Source organism: Blautia sp. MSJ-36, assembly GCF_018917985.1.
GTDB lineage: Bacteria > Bacillota > Clostridia > Lachnospirales > Lachnospiraceae > Blautia_A.
Window position 1 is genome coordinate 1 of record NZ_JAHLPQ010000010.1, and the last position, 18,844, is coordinate 18,844.

Sequence of the window (18,844 nt, forward strand, 5' to 3'; positions counted from 1 at the left end):
CATTCAGCTGGAAAAGTATCGTTATCTTTTTCAATGCGCAAAGGAAAGCAATGATTTTGATTCATTTATGAAATTCGCAGTGTAGTTTTGTGCAATTTTTTAAATTTGCTCATTTATAGATTTTCATAAATATTTCGTCCACTCTCCACTGCCTTGATGATCGTGGCAAAATTATCATCCGTCAGAACCATAGATGCCGCATCTTTTGCAACCTCTGTCCCCGTGATTCCCATGGCAACTCCCACGTCTGCCTGCTTCAATGCAGGTGCATCATTGACTCCATCTCCGGTCATAGCTACGATGTTCCCTCTTTCCTGCCATGCACGCACAATACGTATCTTATGCTCCGGTGTCACACGTGCATACACTCTGATATTTTCCACAAAATCTTGAAGCTCCTCATCGCTCATACCATCAATCTGTGCACCCTCACAGGCCTGGGAAATATCATCCAGAATCCCGATCCGTTTTGCAATAGCGGCTGCTGTCACCTTATGATCTCCTGTAATCATCACCGGGCAGATACCTGCACGCTTACAGTCCGAAACCGCCGCTGCACTTTCCGTACGGGGCGGGTCCATCATTGCCAGTAACCCCAGAAAAACCAGCCCCTGTTCATCCTCTGTGGAGATATTTTTTTCCACCGGAAAATGGCGATATCCGATTCCAAGAACACGTAAACCTGACTCTGAATACTGTTCATTAACTCTGCAGATGTTTTCCACATCCACCTCTGTAACAGGAAAGATTTTTCCCAAAGCGATCCAGATTAATCTGAAGCGGTGTTTTCTTCTCCGAAGTATTCTTTAAAAGACCGGCGATTTTTCCTACTTCTGTGTTCATTCCAATCCCGGTTACAAGAAAAACACCTCTTCCATAAGTCACATAGCTTCCGGAAAATACCATGTTCCTGCGATCTCCCAACGGAAGTTCCCCGGTAAGCGGAGCGCTGATCTTATCTACACCAATGCTTTCTCCGGTAAGTGCACTTTCATCAACCTTAAGGCTGGCACTTTCCAGCACACGTCCGTCCGCCGGAATATAGTCTCCAGCCTCCAGATGGACCACATCTCCTACTGTAATTTCCCTTCCCGGAATTCTCACCACTGCACCGTTTCGAACCACCTTCGCCTCCGGTGCAGCCAGCTGTTTCAGGCTTTCCAGGGAATTCTCTGCCTTAATGGTCTGCACAGTTCCCAGAATAGCATTCATAGTAATCACAACCAGAATTACCGCTGCGCTCTCTGTTTCACCCAGGAACAGGGAAACCACCGCCGAAACAATCAGGATCAGCACCAGAAAATCTTTATACTGCTCCAGAAAAATCTGCAGGCCGCTTTTTTTCTTACCTTCCGCAAGTTCATTGAATCCGAATTTTTCCTGCCTTCTTTTTACTTCCTCATTTGTCAGAAAATCCTGTTCCCCATTCAGATCTCTGCGTACAGTTTCTACCGTTTCATTGTAATAAGCTTTCACAGATACCATTCCTCCTTTACAGATCCTCAGCAGAATCCCTGTTAACAGTATGGGCAGAATCGTAAAAAAAAGAGACTTTTATTGCACAAAAACATGCAATAAAAGTCTCGCTGTTTCATCACGATACGGACAGGTATGCACCCATCGAGATTGACGACATCATGAACACTGACGTGCCAGCTACTCCCCTTTATATGGTTTTACTATACTGTCCAAAAAAGCTTTTGTCAACCCGGAATATCAGTATGTAAATACGCCGACTCCATAAGCTTCCAGCGGATATGCAAAAGAAAATTCCCGGTTGTCGCAGTTCTTCTTCTCTGCCTTAAATGCCTTGCCTTTCGGAAGAAGTCCCTGCTCATTCATAATCAGTTTGTACTGTTTCTTCTTCGGTACACCTACACGGTAATCCGGACGTGCTACCGGCGTGAAGTTGCATACAACCAGAATGTTGTTACGTCTTGTGGGGGATTTTCTCACAAAACTGAAGATACTTCTGTCGCCATCGTTGGCATTGATCCACTCAAATGCAGAAGGATCATTGTCCGCACCATAAAGTGCCGGATATTTCCTGTAAATGTGAAGAAGATCACTGACATACTGCTGCAGCTTCTGATGATTCTCCTCACCAAGGAGATACCAGTCAAGTTCTCTGGCCTCACTCCACTCCCGGAGCTGTCCAAAATCCTGTCCCATAAACAGAAGTTTCTTACCCGGATGTCCGAACATGAAGGTATAGCCAGCCTTCAGGTTCTTGAATTTATCATCCAGTTCGCCTGGCATTTTTTCCAGCATGGAGCACTTCAGATGTACTACCTCATCGTGGGAAAGAACCAGAACATACTTCTCACTGTATGCATAAGTCATGGAAAATGTCATCTTATTATGATTAAATTTACGGAAATACGGATCCAGCTTCATATATTCCAGGAAATCGTTCATCCATCCCATGTTCCATTTCAGGGAGAATCCTAGGCCGTCATCTTCTGCCTTGCCGGTTACCATCGGCCATGCGGTAGATTCCTCCGCAATCATGACAGTTCCATGATTTCTTCCGAGAACAACCGTATTCAGATGCTTGAAGAATTCAATGGCTTCCAGGTTCTTGTTTCCACCGTATTTATTGGCAACCCACTCACCGTCTTTTTTACCGTAATCCAGGTAGAGCATAGATGCAACCGCGTCTACACGGAGACCGTCAACGTGGCATTCCTCTACCCAGTAAAGGGCATTGGCGATCAGGAAATTCTTTACTTCCGGACGTCCGTAATTGTAGATCTTGGTTCCCCAGTCCGGATGCTCGCCCTGTCTCGGATCTGCATGCTCGTATACTGCAGTTCCGTCAAAGTTGGCAAGTCCGTGTGCATCCTTCGGGAAGTGCGCCGGTACCCAGTCAAGGATAATACCAATCTTCTGGCGATGGAGATAATCAACCATATATTTGAAATCCTGTGGTGTTCCGTAACGGGAGGTCGGTGCATAATAGCCGGTAACCTGATAACCCCAGGAACCGTCAAAAGGATGCTCTGCGATGCCCATAAGCTCAACATGTGTGTAACCCATTTTCTTGACATACTCGGCAAGCTTCGGGGCTAGCTCTCTGTAGGAATAGAAACCATCCTCGTCTTCCGCGGTCTGCGGATGTTTCATCCATGAACCCGGATGCACCTCATAAATAGACATGGCACTTGTATCCGGATCAAAGGCCTCACGGTTCTTCATCCAGGTATCATCTTTCCATTTATAATTGGTGATGTCGGTAACACGGGAGGCTGTTCCAGGACGCATCTCAGCAGCGTTGGCATAGGGATCTGCCTTGTAAAGTTCCTCGCCATGTGCACCTGTAATGTAAAATTTATACAGTTGTCCAATCTTCGCTCCCGGTACAAATGTCTCATAAACACCAATGGGGCCAACTTTTTTCATGGGATTCTTCTCTGTGTCCCATTCATTGAACTCACCTACAACAGAAACCGCCTGTGCATTAGGTGCCCACACTGCAAAATAAACTCCTTTTTTCCGGTTCTGTGTATCCGGATGTGCTCCCAGTTTCCTGTAAATATCGTAATGCGTGCCCTGACCGAACAGATACTGGTCAAGCTCCGTAAATTGTAATTTCTTTCCCATTTTCAGGTACCTCCCTTTATAGTTCTGCCACTGTCCATTCCCCAATTTTAAGTGGAGTTTTTTATTCTATAATTATACCAATCCCCCTATTTTCAGTCAAGGAAAAACCCCCTCTGTTCAATATGTGTCTATTATCCGACAGTGTCGGATAAAGTCAAAAAAGAGACCTGAATGACGCACATTTTGTCACTCAGGTCTCTGGTGTTATTTAACCAAATATCTTCTTAATTATTCTTCACTTCCATCATCGTAGGAACCATCGTCATAGGAACCGTCATCATAGCTTCCATCATCGGAAGAACCATCGGAATAATCACTTCCGTCAGAGGAATCATCGGAACCGTCACTGACATCAGAACCATCGGAAGAGCCATCGCTGACATCTGTGCTGTCAGAAGATTCGCTTCCATCGGAAGAATCTGTGGAATCACTGGAATTTCCCGCATATCCTGCAACACGTCCAGCCTGAAGGGAGCTGTCCCAGAAGTCAGAATAGGAAGCACTCTGTAAAGTAACATCCTTAGCTGCTGCAAGTTCACTGACTGTCACCAGCTTATATCCTTCATTGACCAGTTCCGGAATCAACTTCTCCGTGGCACATTTTACAGATGGCTCATGGATATCATGCATCAGGATGATAGAACCATCACTCAGATCGCTGTTCATGATCTCATTGTAATCCGCATCCGCATCCATCAGTTTCCAGTCCAGAGAGTCTGTGGACCACATGAAAAACGGTTTGCCTACTGCTGCCATCTGCTCTTCTGTGATTGCTCCATACGGTGCACGGCACACAGTTGCAGCCTGTCCACAGGCTTTCACCAGCTCGTCATCCGTTTTCTGGAATTCCTGTACAACGGAATCCAGATCCATATTCGGAAGAGTCTGTGACGGATGATCCCAGGTGTGGTTACCGATCTCACAGCCAAGCTGAACCATTCTCTGTACGGTGGACTCACGTCCCTCAACATTCTGTCCCAGCATAAAGAAAGTAACATGAATATTATATTTCTCAACTGTGTCAAGAAGTGTTTCTGTATATTCTCCAGGTCCATCATCAAAAGTCAGGGCAATCATCGGACGCTTCTGAGTCGGGTCGTAGGAACCATCCTCATTGAAGTAATAATCTTTCACGCCTTTCTCAACCCATCCGGTCTGCATATATCCATTCTCATCAAAACTGTATGTAGTTCCGTCAATCTCCGCAAAACCATTGATATAATATGTACCGTCCGGATTCTGATACCATTTTCCTGTGGAATCCTCATGCCATCCCGGTGTCATAACCGAAAGCTTATCTGCAGCCGCTGTGCCCTTTACAGGCATCACCGTAGCATCTGTGCTGCTGTTATCCGAACTGCTGTCTCCGGATGAATCTGAAGATCCGGAATCGGACGATGCGGAAGCATCTTCTGTACTGTTATCCGTGGAAGTTCCTGCCGTATTCGCCTGCACATTTACAGTCTCTGCATCTTTACTGCTTCCACCGCCTGCATGATTGACAATCGGAAGAATTACCCCGCGAACAACAAAAATCAGCAGAAGAATTGCCGCAACCACACAGGTTATACGTTTCATCATCCTCCGCCGTCTTAATTGCTGCTGCTTTCTACGCATTCTTTCGCGCAAAACTCTTTTGTCCATTTTATATATCCCCATTTATATTACTTATAACTTTTTAATGTCTAAACTTTATCATACCTCATTTGGTATTCAAATACAATGGAATTTCCGAAAGAATCTCTTAATTTTCGCCTCTGGTATTTCTGTGAAAAAAGCGGTTCCCGGAAAGAATTCCGGGCCCCGCATCTTATTTCTTTACTCTGCTGAATCTGTTTCTCACTCTTCAGGAACCATGTCTGTGGCTTCTGCTGCTTCCAGTTCTTCATCAACCGTTCCCTCGGCGCTGCTTCCGTCTTCTGACGGATCGTCTCCGTTTACGCCTTCGGTATCACCGGCAGTAACTTTTTCTTCCACTGTAGCATTATCCAGTATAAAATCTTCTACCCTGAGAAGTCCGATGGATTCATCTACTGCAGCCTGTCCATATTTATCTACCAGCGCTGCCAGATCTTTGACATTATATGCCTTGATCAGTTCATCCTGAATGCTGAGAGATTTTTCATCCTCAAGTGTCATATTCTCCGCATCCATAATTCCCTGCACGATCAGGTTCTGTTTCACCTTATATTCCGCATACTGACTGCTCTGTTCCTCAAAATCATCCATGGAAATTCCCTGGGCTTTTACAAAATCCTCCAGAGTCATATCACCCTGTTTTGCGTAATTTTCGTACAGTGTCTTAAATTCTGTTTTTGCTGTATCCAGATCATCCTGAGGATATTCTTTTACTTCGGAAGCAGAAAGTACTGTATTCCATGCAGTCTCACGGAGTGTATTCTGTGCGCTTGTTTTTGCCTCATCCTCCAGTGTGGTGCGGATCTCTTTTCTGTATTCTTCTGCTGTTTTGCAGTCTGTATTCTTGGCTGCCCAGTCATCGGTAAGCTCCGGTGCACGTTTGAAGCTCTGCAGGGTAACTTTGAATACAACTTCCTGTCCTGCCAGCTCTTCAGATGAATACTCTTCCGGGAATGTAAGATCGAGATCTTTTGTCTGGCCTTTTTTCATTCCGATAATTCCATCTTCAAAACCGTCAATAAAAGTTCCGGAACCAATGGTCAGTTCATAATTGTTAGCTGTTCCTCCATCAAATGCCACACCATCTTTGGTTCCTACATAATTGATCGTAACCACGTCACCGTTCTGGACGTTTCCTTCGGTTACTTCCTCGGCCTTATTCTGTAATTCTTCCTTAATTCTTCCGTCAACCATATCATCGGTTACCGCTTCTACAGTTTTATCAAGAGACAGCCCCTTATACTGTCCGATTGTCACATATTTGCTGACATCATCCACAGATACCAGTCTTGTATCTCCGGAAACTGTGCCTGTACTTTCTTTATCTGAATCTGATTCTGCGGAATCTGCTGCTTTGGAATCTTTTTCATCAGCTGTATCCTGTGATTCCGCTGTGGATTTTGTTTCTTCTTTCTGACCTGCAGATGTGCCACAGGCTGTCATTGCCATAGCTGCACACAGTGCAAGAATAACGAGATATGTCTTTTTCTTCATATCTTACTCCCTTCATCAAATAAAACGGATATTTATATTCCGATTCAAACTCTATATTCAACTGTGGATTATTATAGTCTTTTTTTATGTTTCCCTGTAAAATCTGAATTACTTTTTTACATTTCAGGAACCGGTGTCGGCCTGGAAGAATCCCATACTTCAGATACATCAAACAGATCACTGAGCATATCCGGATTATAATACATACGATATCCATCCAGATTTCTTCTTCCCTGTCGGAAATATTCACTTGTAATCTGTACAAAATACTGGCTGGAATCCACGTTACAGAAATAACGGTAGCCACGGCTCTTGTAATATTCATACTTGGCGTTATCCGAAGTATATCCTTCCCAGTCACCGATATCTGCGCCAAAGGCAAAAATAATCATGTCCGTTTTTCCCAGAATCGGAGCCACATATTTTTCCCATTTCTTATTATCGGTTTTCAGTTCAGCCGCAGTGGAAGACGTTGCATTTCTGTGTCCCCAGGTATGGCTTGCAAATTCCCAGCCGTCTTTTTTCATGGCTTTTGCCACTTTCTTGGCCTGCTTTACCTCTTTATCATAATCAAAATCCGGATTGGCTTTAAGAAAAGCCTTCTGGTCATCCTGAAGATTTTTCTTGGTTTTATAGGCACCGTCGGTACGGTATCCCAGAACTCCGTTGTAACCTGTCATCGCCAGAATTCCTTTTCTTCCATGATAGGAAAAATCCGGATGCTGTTTTATGAAGGAGTCCAGAATAGGCACCACATCGTAATCGCCGGTTACAACTGTTCCGTCTGCCTTTTTATATTCACACTTGATGTCTCCGTTGTCATCAATTACCAGCTTTGTGGCAAAACCGTCATCATCCATGTAATGGTAATAGCTGACATCATCTTCGGAAAGCACAAACGGAATCTTGCCTTCCGGAAGCATGATCTTTCCTCTGCTCATAGTTCCGTCATCATTAACAACCGCCATGTCATGAGGACTTACCAGTACGTATCCCTTCTCATACATACTCTGAATCATCTTTTTAAACTCGCTGACTGTTGTCATCATCTGATTGTATCCCGCTTCATCGGAATCTCCGTCAAAAGCTCTGGATGTGTCTACAATCAGTGAATGAAAGAACACATGGGTAATATTTTCCAGAGGATATTCCACACAGGCATCTCTTTTCTTTCTGTATTCCGATACTGCCTTCTGCATCTTATCACTGGTTGCAAACTTCCAGTTATTCTGAAGAACAGAAATCGCCCCTGTGTAGTCATACTGCTGTGCCAGTTTCTGCGCCTTCTTGAGAAGTGTTTTTTCGTCTGAGGAAGTACTTGTGGAACTGTCTTCGGATTCTTCCCGTTTCTGGGTTTCCTTCTCTGCTTTTTTTTCTTCTTTTGGTGTCTCGGTAGCTGCCGGCTGATCCTCCGGATCTGCTGCTACTTTGGCCACTTCTTCTGCTTCTTCAGACTGTGTATCCTCCTCTTCTGCCTCATCTGACTGTGTTTCTTCACTGTCCTGTGACTGGGCAATCATATTGTCCTTCTCAACGGTAACGGAAGAATTTCCGCCCACAAGAAGTGACGCTGCAAGTACTGTTGTCAGTACACCTGCAATTTTTTTCTTCATAAATAATAAGCCCCTTTCTTTTAAGTCCCCTCGTATCTTTTATCTGCGGATCATCCCATCGGCGGTACCGGTGTCGGTCTTGCAGAATCAAAAACTTCTTTTGCGTTAAAAAGATCCTCCAGAAGCTCCGGATTATAATACATACGATATCCATCCAGATTTCTTCTTCCCTGTCGGAAATAGCGGTCACGGATCTGTACAAAATATTGACTGGAATCTACATTACAGTAATAATTATAGCCCTGTCCCTTCAGATATTCGAATTTATCACCGGAATAATCTGCTGCATTTGTAAGATCTGTTCCAAAAGCAAAAATAATGATATCCGTTCCCCCAATCAGCGGATCCACATTTTTTTTGAATTTTTCGGTATCGGACTGCAGTTTCTCCAGGGAAATCTGTCCTACATTCTGATGTCCCCAGGTATGGCTCGCAAATTCCCAGCCTTCTGCCTTCATAGCATCAGCAACTTTTTTTGCGGCTGCCCGTTCTTCCTCCAGACTGAAATCCGGATGTTCGTCCAGCCACTGTACTTTATTTGCATCCAGATCTGCAGGACGTGTTTCATAACTTTCGTCTGTACGGTATCCCAGAATTCCATTGTACCCGGTAAGTGCCACGATTCCCTTGGCTCCCCGGTAGGAAAAATCCGGATGCTGCTCCACAAAACGGTCAATCAATGGTACCATATCGTAATCTCCTACTGATACGCTGCCATCATCTTCCACATATTCGTTGCGGATTTTCCCCTCTTCATCCACAATCAGTTTTGTGGCAAAACCATCTCCATCCATATAATGATAATAACATACATCATCCTGCGAAAGGACAAACGGTGTTTTCCCCGGTGGGAGAAGAATTTCTCCTTCTGTGATATTGCCGTTTTCATCCACCTTTGCCATGTCTTTAATGCTTACCATGACATAGCCCTTATCGTACATGGTCTGCGTAATCTTATTAAACTCATCAATGGTAGTCATAACCTGATTATAATCTGCTTCTTTATAATCTCCGTCAAAAGCTTTGGATGTATCTTTTATCAGAATATGATAAAAGACATGCGTCACTTCTTCAAGTGGCCATGCCGTACATGTTGCTTTTGTTTCTTCATATTTTTTTACCGCATTCTGCATCTTCTGGCTGGAGCCGTAACCCGGATCTTTTTTCAGAAGATCTATTGCCTTGTCATAATTATACTGCTGTGCAAGAATATCTGCCTTTGCAAGAGTATCACCGGATAGGGTTTCTTCTAATGCGGCAGCTTCTGTAGGAACGTTCTGCTTGGAACTTTCATCCTGCGAATTTTTCTGATTTTCTGTTTCGTTTGATTCCTTTGTAGCAGATGCGCTTTTTTTCTGCTGAGAGACTGCTGTATTTTTTTCTTTAAAAGCTGTCACACCGGCGGATATGCCTCCGGAGACAAGCAAAACTGCTGCTCCTATGGCGATCAGACGATTTCTGCGTTCCCGCTGCAGACGCTTCCTGCGGCGTTCCAGCATACATTTCCGCCATTCTTCATACTCCGGAGTTCCCATTTCTGGTCTGGATCTCCGGGGTCTGTTCTCTTCCATACCAATTTCCTCCATCTCTGGTCTTTTTTCGTTTCTTACGTATAAACAAAGATCGCCCTGTTTCTGCAATCCATCTGGTATATATTGTGGACCACAGCACAATCATTATACCTTGTAAACGCTGAAATTTCCACCATTCCTCCTGTCTTTTTCACTTTTCTTTTATCTTGCCTTTTTGAGAAAACAATGCTAAAATATTTTGTACGTAATGTAACCGATTGCGAAACAAATATACATACAGGGGGATTCTCAAATGAGTACAGTTACCATTGTTCTTCTGGTCATCCTCGTTATTCTGATCGCAGCATTAGTCGCACTCTACTTCTTCGGAAAGAAGGCTCAGAAAAAACAGGACGAACAGCAGGCTCAGATCCAGGCCAACAAGCAGACAGTTTCCATGCTGATCATCGATAAAAAGCGGATGCCACTGAAAGATTCCGGACTTCCACAGATGGTCATTGACCAGACACCGAAGCTTATGCGTCGTTCCAAACTTCCGATCGTAAAAGCTAAAGTTGGTCCGAAGATCAGCATCCTCATTGCAGATGAGAAAGTCTTTGATCTGATCCCGGTTAAGAAAGAGATCAAAGCTGAAGTCAGCGGTCTTTACATCGTTGGCGTAAAAGGAATCCGTGGTTCTCTTGAAACACCACAGAAGAAGAAAAAAGGCTTCCTCGCAAGATTCCGTAAATAATCCGAATACAAAACAACCGCCGTGCTCTCAGGATTTTCCTGATGTACGGCGGTTATTTTTTATGATGCTGGTATTATAAGACAAAATCCTTACAGTCTCTTGGCTGTACCTGAATTGCCAGGTAGCAGTCTGCCACATGTTCCTCATTCATATCCAGCGCATAATCTGCTTTCATCTGAAGATTCTCTTCGCTTTCTTTAAGCTCCAGGCTTGTAGCTGCAATTCCCATCTGAAGTGTTCCATATGGAGTAGTATAATAGGTCATGTTTTTCTTTCCCTGTTCAAATACCATATGGACATTTACCAGGCCTTTTTTGCTTACTTCCAGGCCTTTTTCTGACATTTTTATGTAATTGATTGTGGGTTCGGCAGTTTCATCCAAAAGTTCCTCATATCTGAGATAATGGGAACCGTTGCGGAAATAATACTGTCCCGGCACAACGATCTCGATCGGCTCCTGGTCTCCCTGTGAGTCCATCATCTGAAGCCCTCTTACATGGATCAAAACTTCTTTTTGCATTTTTTTCTCCTAATATTTCTCAATATCGATCTTCTGTGTCTTTTCTACATTATATGGAAGAATGGAATTGGCAAAATCCTTGAATTTCTCGGCAAGGTCACTTACATAAAAGCGGTATGGAAATTCTTCCTGTGCAGCTTCATCACTGGCAAGATCCATCCCCGCCAGAAGCTTCTTCAGTTCCAGCGCCGTTTCATATGCCGGGTTTACAAGGCGGACCTCCTCACCCATAATCTTCCGGATCGTAGATCGCAGAAGCGGATAATGGGTGCAGCCAAGGATCAGCGTATCGATCTCCTGATCCTGCAGCTCCTTTAAGTATCTTCTGGCTACTTCCTCTGTAACCGGATCGTGATACCATCCTTCTTCCACCAGCGGTACAAATAAGGGGCACGCCTTTCCGATAACTGTAATCTCCGGATCCAGTTCTTTCAGATAAGAAGCATGGATGCCGCTGCCTACGGTACCTACCGTACCGATGATACCAACACGCTTGTTTCTGGTTTCCTGGGCTGCCACTCTGGCACCGGCCTCGATCACTCCCAGAATAGGAATATCCAGCTCGTCTTTCACCTCATCCAGGGCAAAAGCACTGGCCGTATTACAGGCTACAACAATGGCCTTCACCTTCTGTTCCTGCAGAAAATGAATGATCTGACGGGAGTAACGGATAACCGTTTCTTTGGATTTGCTTCCGTATGGAACCCGGGCTGTGTCTCCGAAATATACGATTTTTTCCGAGGGAAGATTCCGCATGATTTCCCGGGCTACGGTCAGTCCTCCGATACCGGAATCAAACACACCAACCGGTGCGTTTCTGTCTATATTCATTGATCTTATTCTCCTGAAATAATTAATCGAGCGCTATAATTACTCGTTGGAATATTGTATCACCAATCCAGCGCTTTCGCAAGCCAGAAGGAGATCTTCACCGGCTTATTTTCCCCATTATCCTCCACTTTCTCAAAGCAGAATTCCGGGTAGATGGTTCCCCACCAGGCATAAACTCCAGGGTTCTCAAAACCCGTAATCCTTTTCTCCCAGGTACCGCCTGCAAGAATTATGGCAGCCAGAAGAAAAATCCCCCATGTTCTTTTTAATATATGCTTTCCTGTTGTTATCGCATTCATAATCAAACCCTCCTGATATCTTTTTGATGGATATCAGAATTATTAACAGCCGGAACTTTATTTATTCACCGTTCCCGTAATCCACCTCCAGAAGCTCCCCGTTTACCCATACAGACGGAATCCACGGCAGTGTTCCGTCCTGGTAAAACTGATGATACACCTCTCTTAAAGTCACTCCTTTTTTCTGCTGACCGGTAGTACGGTTCTCCTGGATCCCCTGAAGATACTCACCCACAGAACTTTCTTCTGCCCCTTTCCAGCGAAAAACCTCTCCCAGCATTCCTGTTCGGAACATATACACATCCTCTCCCACATGTTCTTCCTGCTTCAGATACTCAAGAAATACTTTTCTGTTTTCTTCTGTCAGCATGCTTTCATCCAGAATTACCACCTGAAGGTGTCCCAAATCCAGAAATTTTTCCTGAGACCGGTTATAAACTTCCTCGATCTCCTGAAAATTTTCACCTGCAAGAGTCAGTACGGAAACCGGATCTTCCTCCGGCTTTTCCTGCCCGGTGGTCACATTCATATCCGGCATGGCATATTTCAGCACAAAACCTTCTTCTGAAACACCGGCGCCCAGTGCCAGCGGATACATTCGTTTTTCCGGTTCCACAGCTGCGCATCCGGTTCCCATAAGACTTATAAAGAAAAACAGGCTCGCAGACACCACTTTTTTCTTCCACCGGCCTTTATTTTCCACGCTGAGAAAAATCTGGATCACAAGAAGCAGCGGCACAAAAATATATGCCAGATACCAGCCATAATACGTTTCTATCCCGGCACCGTTTTTTTCGTAAAACGAAAGGATCCACCCTGCTGCCGGAATCCAGTACCGTCCACTTCCAAGCTTTGTTTTTTCCGCAATCTGATTCCCGTAATGAAAAAGACTTCCCAGAGAAAAAAGAAGCCCGAACACCAGAAATCCCATCCAGATCACATCAAATCTTGCCAGCACATTTCCCGGAAGATCTGCCCCGTCCAGAAGAGGCAGCACCGGATATGTTTCCGCCAGAATCCTGTTTTTTCCAAATACAGCAGGAAGCAGAACCTGCATACCAAGGACAATTCCACACACGGTAAGAAAGGCCAGGATCACCGGCTTTCTGGCACTTCCCTGTTTTTCTACTTTTTCAAGCCCAAAAGGCAGAAGCCCCACTCCGGAAAAAACACAGAGAAATGCATACACATCCCGGATCATCCATTTCCCGGAAAACCTGCTACCGGTACCCTCCACGGTTTCCAGAAAATATTCCGCTTTTCCCTGTCCTGCACTCAAAATCATAAGAAGGAGAATCCCTGCCAGAAAAATCCCTCCGGAAATTTCCGCAATCCTTCCTCTTCTCTGCATTCCCCGGTGCGTTCCCAGACTGCATGCTGCCACAGCAAGCAGAGACAGCCATTTCCCGGAAATCCCGCTGATCAGACTCTGTGGAATTACTTTTGCAAGAAGATCCGCCAGAAAAGCCGCACTTAAGATTACATATAAAAGAAAGAACAGTCCAATAAACCGTACAGTAATATTTCCTGTCATTCTGGAAAGTTCTCCATAAGCAGGAGCAAGACGGATCAGCCAGATCACATAAAATGAAAGAAGCACCGCCGCCAGGATCGTCCCTGCCATAGCATTCACTCCCAGCATTTCTCCGTTTTTAAAAAGGCACAGAAGAAAAGGCGCCGGAAACACAAGTATGATCTGCCGGAAAAGCTGTCTGTGGGAAATCCTGTTGTTTTCTGCAAATCTCATAATCCTTTTCCTTTCTGCCTCCACGGCTTTGTCCGCAGTCTGCGCTTCTGGTCATCTCTTGCATACAACGGCCGGAATTTCCGTTTCCGGAATGGCTGGCGCAAAATTCTTCCTCCTGTTTCCGCCTGGCCGTTTTTTTCTACAAAGGGTACCAGATATGGGACACCAAAACTTAAAAGTCCTGCCAGATGTGCCGCTGTCAGATACAGTCCCAGCACAATTCCGAAGATGCCAAGATATCCTCCCAGAAAAAGAAATCCATACTTCAGAAGCCGGAACGCAGACGCAAATTCCTCATTGGGGATCGCCAGAGATCCAAGCGCCGTTAATGCCACAATAATTACCACCACGGGGCTTACCAGATTAGCCTCCACAGCTGCCTGTCCAATAATCAGGCCTCCAACAATCCCGATGGCATTTCCAAGAGCTCCGGGAATCCGCACGCCCGCCTCCCGGATCAGCTCAAAAGACAGCTCCAGGAACACCAGCTCCACCACGCTGGAAAACGGTACGCCTTCCCTTGCCTGTGCAAAAGAAAGAATCAGATTGGCCGGAAGAATCTGAGTGTGGAACCGTATCACAGCCAGATAAAGTCCCGGAAGCAACGTTGCCACAGCCATAGCCAGATACCGCAGCACACGCAGGAATGAAGTCATTTCAAAACGGTTGTACCAGTCCTCACTGCTTTCCATAAAACTGTTAAATGCACCTGGAATCACCAGTGCCACCGGTGAGTTGTCGCAGAGCAGAACGGCTTTTCCATTGAGAAGTTCCTGTGCCGCCCGGTCCGGACGTTCGGTTGTCTGAAACTGAGGGAACGGCGAATACCATGCTTCTTCGGTCAGCTGTTCCAGCATTCCGCTATCCAGAATTCCGTCCACAGTAAAAGATTCCAGCCGTTCTTTCACTGCGGTCAGAAGTTCTTCGTGCACCAGATCTTCCACGTACAGAAGCTGCACCACTGTATTGGAACGCACCCCGATGCTTTGCTGCTCTACTTTAAGACGGGTATCCCGGATCCGCTTCCGCACAAGGGCCGCATTGGTTTTTACGCTGTCGCAGAAACCTTCCTTGGAACCCCGCAGCACTTTTTCCGTTTCCGCTTCTGATACATCCAGCCCCGGATAGCCTTTGCTGGATATCTTCATGGCCCTATCATAACCATCCATAAAGAAAACCGCATTTCCGGAAAGAACAGCCCCGAAGACTTCTTCCATGGAAAAAAGTTCTTCCACATCCGCAATTCCGAGACTGTTTCTCCTGATAAATTCCCGAATCTTTTCTTCCGGAATTTCCCAGAAATGATTGATCATCTTTCCAATGGCAGAATCGTCCAGCATCATGTTGGAAACTGCCACTTCAATATAAACCATCAGACAGTCCACTTTATGACCCTCTCCCAGGCGCATGGGCCGTATCAGAATATCATCGCAGTTTTCACAGCGCTTCCGGATATAAGATTCATTTTCATGGAGAGATACTGAAATCTTTTTTTCTTCCACAGTTTCACCGTCCTTTTCCAATAAAAAAGAGATGCCAGTGGCATCTCTCTTAATATCCCCGGATATCCGGTTCTTATTCTTTTTTCTCGGATTCTCTGGCTGCATTCTCCGCGCGGATGGTACGGATAATTGCCATTCTCTGATTCTCCAGATGGTGAAAAGAAATATCCTGTGCTTTCTGCACATCACCCTCCCGAATCGCTTTTACCAGTTCTTCGTGTTCGCTGACAAGAAGATTTCTGGTCTGCTCTTCCTTCAGATATTCCACGCGGTAACGGTACATCTGTTCCCGGAGATTATTCAGTACCTGGTTCAGGCGCTTGTTATCGGAGGCCTGGTAAATGATCTCATGGAACGCCACATCCGCTTCCGCAAGACGAACAAGATTTCCCTCTGCTTTTGTTTTTTCGAATTCTTTGGCTGCCACCCAGAGCCGTCCAAGCTCCTCCTCTGTAATCAGCTTGCATGCCTTTTCTATAGCTACGTTCTCAAGTGCAATACGCACCTCAAGAACATCATTCAGATCTTTTTCAGTAATGCTTGCAACCTGGGCTCCCCGGCGCGGAATCATTACCACAAGACCTTCCTGCTCCAGCTTACGCATTGCCTCACGCACCGGTGTTCTGCTGACCCCCAGACGCTCTGCAAGAGCGATCTCCAGAAGTCTTTCCCCCGGTTTCAGTTCTCCTTTCAGAATTGCCTGCCTCAAGGTGTTAAAAACAACATCCCGAAGCGGCAGATATTCATTCATATCCACAGAAAAATCACTTGTCATTTGTAACTCCTCCATCCCTGTTGTAAATATCCGTGGCAAATACTGTTTTTGCCAGTCCGCTCTTTCTGAGACTTCTGGCTGCCGCCGCCATCTTATCTCTGTTATCAAAAATACCAAATACCGTTGGACCGCTTCCGCTCATCATCGCTTTCAGCGCTCCCTTTTCTTCCATGAGTTCTTTGATATTTCCAATTACAGGGTACTGGCGGATAATTCCAGGCTCAAATACATTCTCCATTTTTGATGCCATGGCATAAAGATCACCGCACTCAATATCCCTGATAAGGCCATCAATATCCGGATGTTTCCCGATTCCCGCCAGATTCAGATTTTCGTAGGCAGTTTTTGTGGAAACATTGATTCCCGGTTTTCCTACCAGCACATAGCATTCCGGAACTTTCGGAAGTCGCTTCAGCTTCTCACCGATTCCCTCCGCAAGGGCTGTTCCACGCATAATGCAGTACGGAACATCTGCTCCTACCTTCACTGCGCGCTCCATCAGCTGCTCTTCCGTCAGGCCCAGATGAAACATCCGGTTCACACCTACAAATGCGGCCGCAGCATCAGAGCTTCCGCCTGCCATACCTGCTGCTACCGGAATAAACTTGCGAAGTTTAATGGAAAGTCCCTCTTCAATTCCAAATTCGTCCATCAGCATCTGTGCTGCTTTATATACAAGATTCCGGCTGTCTGTGGGAATAAACGGAAGATTGGTGGTCAGCACGATTCCTGGCCGTTTCGTCTTTCTGATATCCAGGATATCATACATACGGATGGTCTGCATGATCATGCGTACCTCATGATAGCCGTCCTCTCTCTTCCCCAGAACATCAAGTCCGAGATTGATCTTTGCCATTGCTTTTAAACGCATAAGCCCCTCCATTTGTACTTTGTATACAGTATTTATATGTATATTTTATATGATTTTCACAGTCTTTTCAACAGCAAAATTTTCCAGCTTTTTTCATTTTCTGCTGTTTTTTTCTCATTTAATCTGTCCTTCTACTTTTTTCACCACAAGAAGCGGTGTTCCCGGAGATGGCTCCTGGTTTTCCTTAAGCCCGTTCAGAGTGCAGATTTCTTCAATGGATGTATGATATTTTCTTGCAATATCCCACAGCGCATCTCCCGGTTTCACCATATAAATCAGTATTCCCGGCATGGCCTGGATTTTTTTCATATCCAGAGGTTTTTCTTCCACTTTATCAATAATAAATACCGGTTCCCGGATCACCGCAAGAAGATTCAGGCCCACTGACGCCCGGATCTCGATTTCGTTGCCGTCTGCCATGGATGCAGAAAGCTGTTCCAGTTCCGCCTTTAACCGGTAGCTGCTGTCCGGTCGGATACCTCTTGCTTCCACCACATGAGAAAACGGGATCATAGCCTCCATGGAATAAAAAGGCATCCTGTCATTTCCGATAATATACAGAATCTTCAGCATGACCACTCCATCTGCCTGCACTCCGTTCTCCACAATCCTGGTCTTATCGATTTTTACTTTTCCCTGGCTGTGACAAAGCTGAAGAATTTTTCCCTGGGTTTCTTTTACCTGAATACGGTCACTGATCCGGCATCTGGAAAAATTCCGCACCAGCAGTCTTTCCAGGACTTCATTTTTTCCTTCCGGAATGCATTCCCGAAGAGGTGTATACACATCTGTAACCATTGAACATTCTTCCTCCCGGAAAAACTTCATATCCAGTTCCAGCACTACATCAGATACAAAAATTCTTTCTTCTCCATCTGCATCCGGCTTTACTTCCAGGCTCTGGTGCATTACAGACACTTCAATATCCGGAATCAGTTCCTCCGTACAGTCCGAGCATTCCACTTCCCCGGAAAAGGGCAGGGCGTATTCCAGCCATTGCACCGGTGCTTCTGTATCTTCCGATTCATACAGCACAAAAACTGACAGCTCACCTCTTGCTTTTACGATATTTTCTCCCGGTTTCAGCTCCAGCCCCCGTACATCCATGGTATACCAGATCAGGCTGGAAATATCCGGGCGGTTGGAAGCAATGGTATATTCATCTTTGATCCGGAAGGTGTCTTTTTTATGTACAGTAAGTCCCAGGAAACGTACCTGCTTCTTTCTCACAGAAATGTCCGTAACATCCAGCGCTACCGGAAGCCGGATCTGCTCCGTCTCATCCACAGCTGCATAAAAAGTTACCAGGGCTTTGATATTCAGCTTTCTGGAATGGATCAGCCGGAGCGTAAGATCCTCTATTTCCCACTTCAGGCACATTTTATCCCCATTTACAATATCTTTCAGGTTTAATGTTTCCTCAAAAGGCAATTTTGCTGTAAGACTGCTGATAATTCCGCTTTCTTCCCCCACATAAAGAACATCTACCTGCAGATCTCCACGCAGAATCCCTTTTCCATCTGCAAGGCGTACATCCTCCATAATGATCCGTCCCTTATGCTGGATCAGTCTTCCCACATCCGGTTTTGCATCCGGTACATTAAAATCCTCATCAAAAGTAACCTGGCTTTTCGCCCTGCTTTTTTCTCTGAGTATCTGCATACTTTCCTTTTTTAATTCCACAGT

14 protein-coding genes and 1 pseudogene are annotated in these 18,844 nt (G+C 45.3%); 1 reads left to right on the top strand and 14 read right to left on the bottom strand.

The window, feature by feature from the left end:
* Positions 1 to 116 precede the first annotated feature (116 nt).
* The 6 genes and pseudogenes from KQI39_RS17900 to KQI39_RS08970 form a co-directional block, all read right to left on the bottom strand.
* Positions 117 to 1,485 (bottom strand): annotated as a pseudogene (locus KQI39_RS17900) (HAD-IC family P-type ATPase); the annotation flags it as partial.
* A gap of 231 nt (positions 1,486 to 1,716) precedes the next feature.
* Positions 1,717 to 3,603, bottom strand: a complete 1,887-nt coding sequence (glgB, locus tag KQI39_RS08950; protein ID WP_216417916.1) for a 1,4-alpha-glucan branching protein GlgB — start codon at positions 3,601 to 3,603, stop codon at positions 1,717 to 1,719.
* Between the two features lie 228 nt (positions 3,604 to 3,831).
* The gene (locus KQI39_RS08955) at positions 3,832 to 5,184 is read right to left on the bottom strand and encodes a polysaccharide deacetylase family protein (RefSeq protein ID WP_330626647.1); all 1,353 of its coding nucleotides are present in this window, start codon (positions 5,182 to 5,184) and stop codon (positions 3,832 to 3,834) included.
* Between the two features lie 258 nt (positions 5,185 to 5,442).
* On the bottom strand, positions 5,443 to 6,735 hold the full coding sequence (tig, locus tag KQI39_RS08960) for a trigger factor (protein WP_216417918.1): 1,293 nt from the start codon (positions 6,733 to 6,735) through the stop codon (positions 5,443 to 5,445).
* A 116-nt stretch (positions 6,736 to 6,851) separates the two neighbouring features.
* Entirely contained in the window at positions 6,852 to 8,348 is a 1,497-nt protein-coding gene (locus tag KQI39_RS08965) for a polysaccharide deacetylase family protein (protein ID WP_195566080.1), read from the bottom strand.
* 50 nt (positions 8,349 to 8,398) lie between these two features.
* A complete protein-coding gene (locus tag KQI39_RS08970; RefSeq protein ID WP_330385229.1) occupies positions 8,399 to 9,919 on the bottom strand; it encodes a polysaccharide deacetylase family protein in 1,521 nt (506 codons plus the stop codon).
* Positions 9,920 to 10,172: 253 nt separating this feature from the next.
* On the opposite strand from KQI39_RS08970, the gene KQI39_RS08975 reads away from it, so the two are divergent.
* The gene (locus KQI39_RS08975) at positions 10,173 to 10,613 is read left to right on the top strand and encodes a hypothetical protein (protein ID WP_148446241.1); all 441 of its coding nucleotides are present in this window, start codon (positions 10,173 to 10,175) and stop codon (positions 10,611 to 10,613) included.
* Positions 10,614 to 10,686: 73 nt separating this feature from the next.
* Here the strand turns inward: KQI39_RS08975 and KQI39_RS08980 are convergent, their stop codons facing one another.
* The 8 genes from KQI39_RS08980 to KQI39_RS09015 all read right to left on the bottom strand — a co-directional run bounded on the left by KQI39_RS08980 (position 10,687) and on the right by KQI39_RS09015 (position 18,841).
* Positions 10,687 to 11,133, bottom strand: a complete 447-nt coding sequence (locus KQI39_RS08980) for a DUF1934 domain-containing protein (RefSeq protein WP_148446243.1) — start codon at positions 11,131 to 11,133, stop codon at positions 10,687 to 10,689.
* 9 nt (positions 11,134 to 11,142) lie between these two features.
* Positions 11,143 to 11,964, bottom strand: coding sequence for a glutamate racemase (gene murI / locus KQI39_RS08985; protein WP_147603129.1), 822 nt, complete (start codon positions 11,962 to 11,964; stop codon positions 11,143 to 11,145).
* A gap of 59 nt (positions 11,965 to 12,023) precedes the next feature.
* The gene (locus tag KQI39_RS08990) at positions 12,024 to 12,263 is read right to left on the bottom strand and encodes a hypothetical protein (RefSeq protein ID WP_148446245.1); all 240 of its coding nucleotides are present in this window, start codon (positions 12,261 to 12,263) and stop codon (positions 12,024 to 12,026) included.
* 61 nt (positions 12,264 to 12,324) lie between these two features.
* On the bottom strand, positions 12,325 to 14,010 hold the full coding sequence (locus tag KQI39_RS08995) for a GerAB/ArcD/ProY family transporter (protein WP_216417920.1): 1,686 nt from the start codon (positions 14,008 to 14,010) through the stop codon (positions 12,325 to 12,327).
* Complete coding sequence (locus KQI39_RS09000; RefSeq protein ID WP_216417922.1) at positions 14,007 to 15,512, bottom strand: spore germination protein; 1,506 nt, start codon at positions 15,510 to 15,512, stop codon at positions 14,007 to 14,009. The genes KQI39_RS08995 and KQI39_RS09000 overlap by 4 nt, the downstream gene beginning before the upstream one ends.
* A gap of 73 nt (positions 15,513 to 15,585) precedes the next feature.
* Entirely contained in the window at positions 15,586 to 16,287 is a 702-nt protein-coding gene (locus KQI39_RS09005; protein ID WP_021976976.1) for a GntR family transcriptional regulator, read from the bottom strand.
* Positions 16,277 to 17,158, bottom strand: a complete 882-nt coding sequence (gene ispE / locus KQI39_RS09010) for a 4-(cytidine 5'-diphospho)-2-C-methyl-D-erythritol kinase (RefSeq protein ID WP_147603125.1) — start codon at positions 17,156 to 17,158, stop codon at positions 16,277 to 16,279. Before ispE ends, KQI39_RS09005 begins: the two co-directional genes overlap by 11 nt.
* A 114-nt stretch (positions 17,159 to 17,272) precedes the next feature.
* A complete protein-coding gene (locus KQI39_RS09015; RefSeq protein ID WP_330654017.1) occupies positions 17,273 to 18,841 on the bottom strand; it encodes a DUF3794 and LysM peptidoglycan-binding domain-containing protein in 1,569 nt (522 codons plus the stop codon).
* Between the last annotated feature and the right edge of the window lie 3 nt (positions 18,842 to 18,844).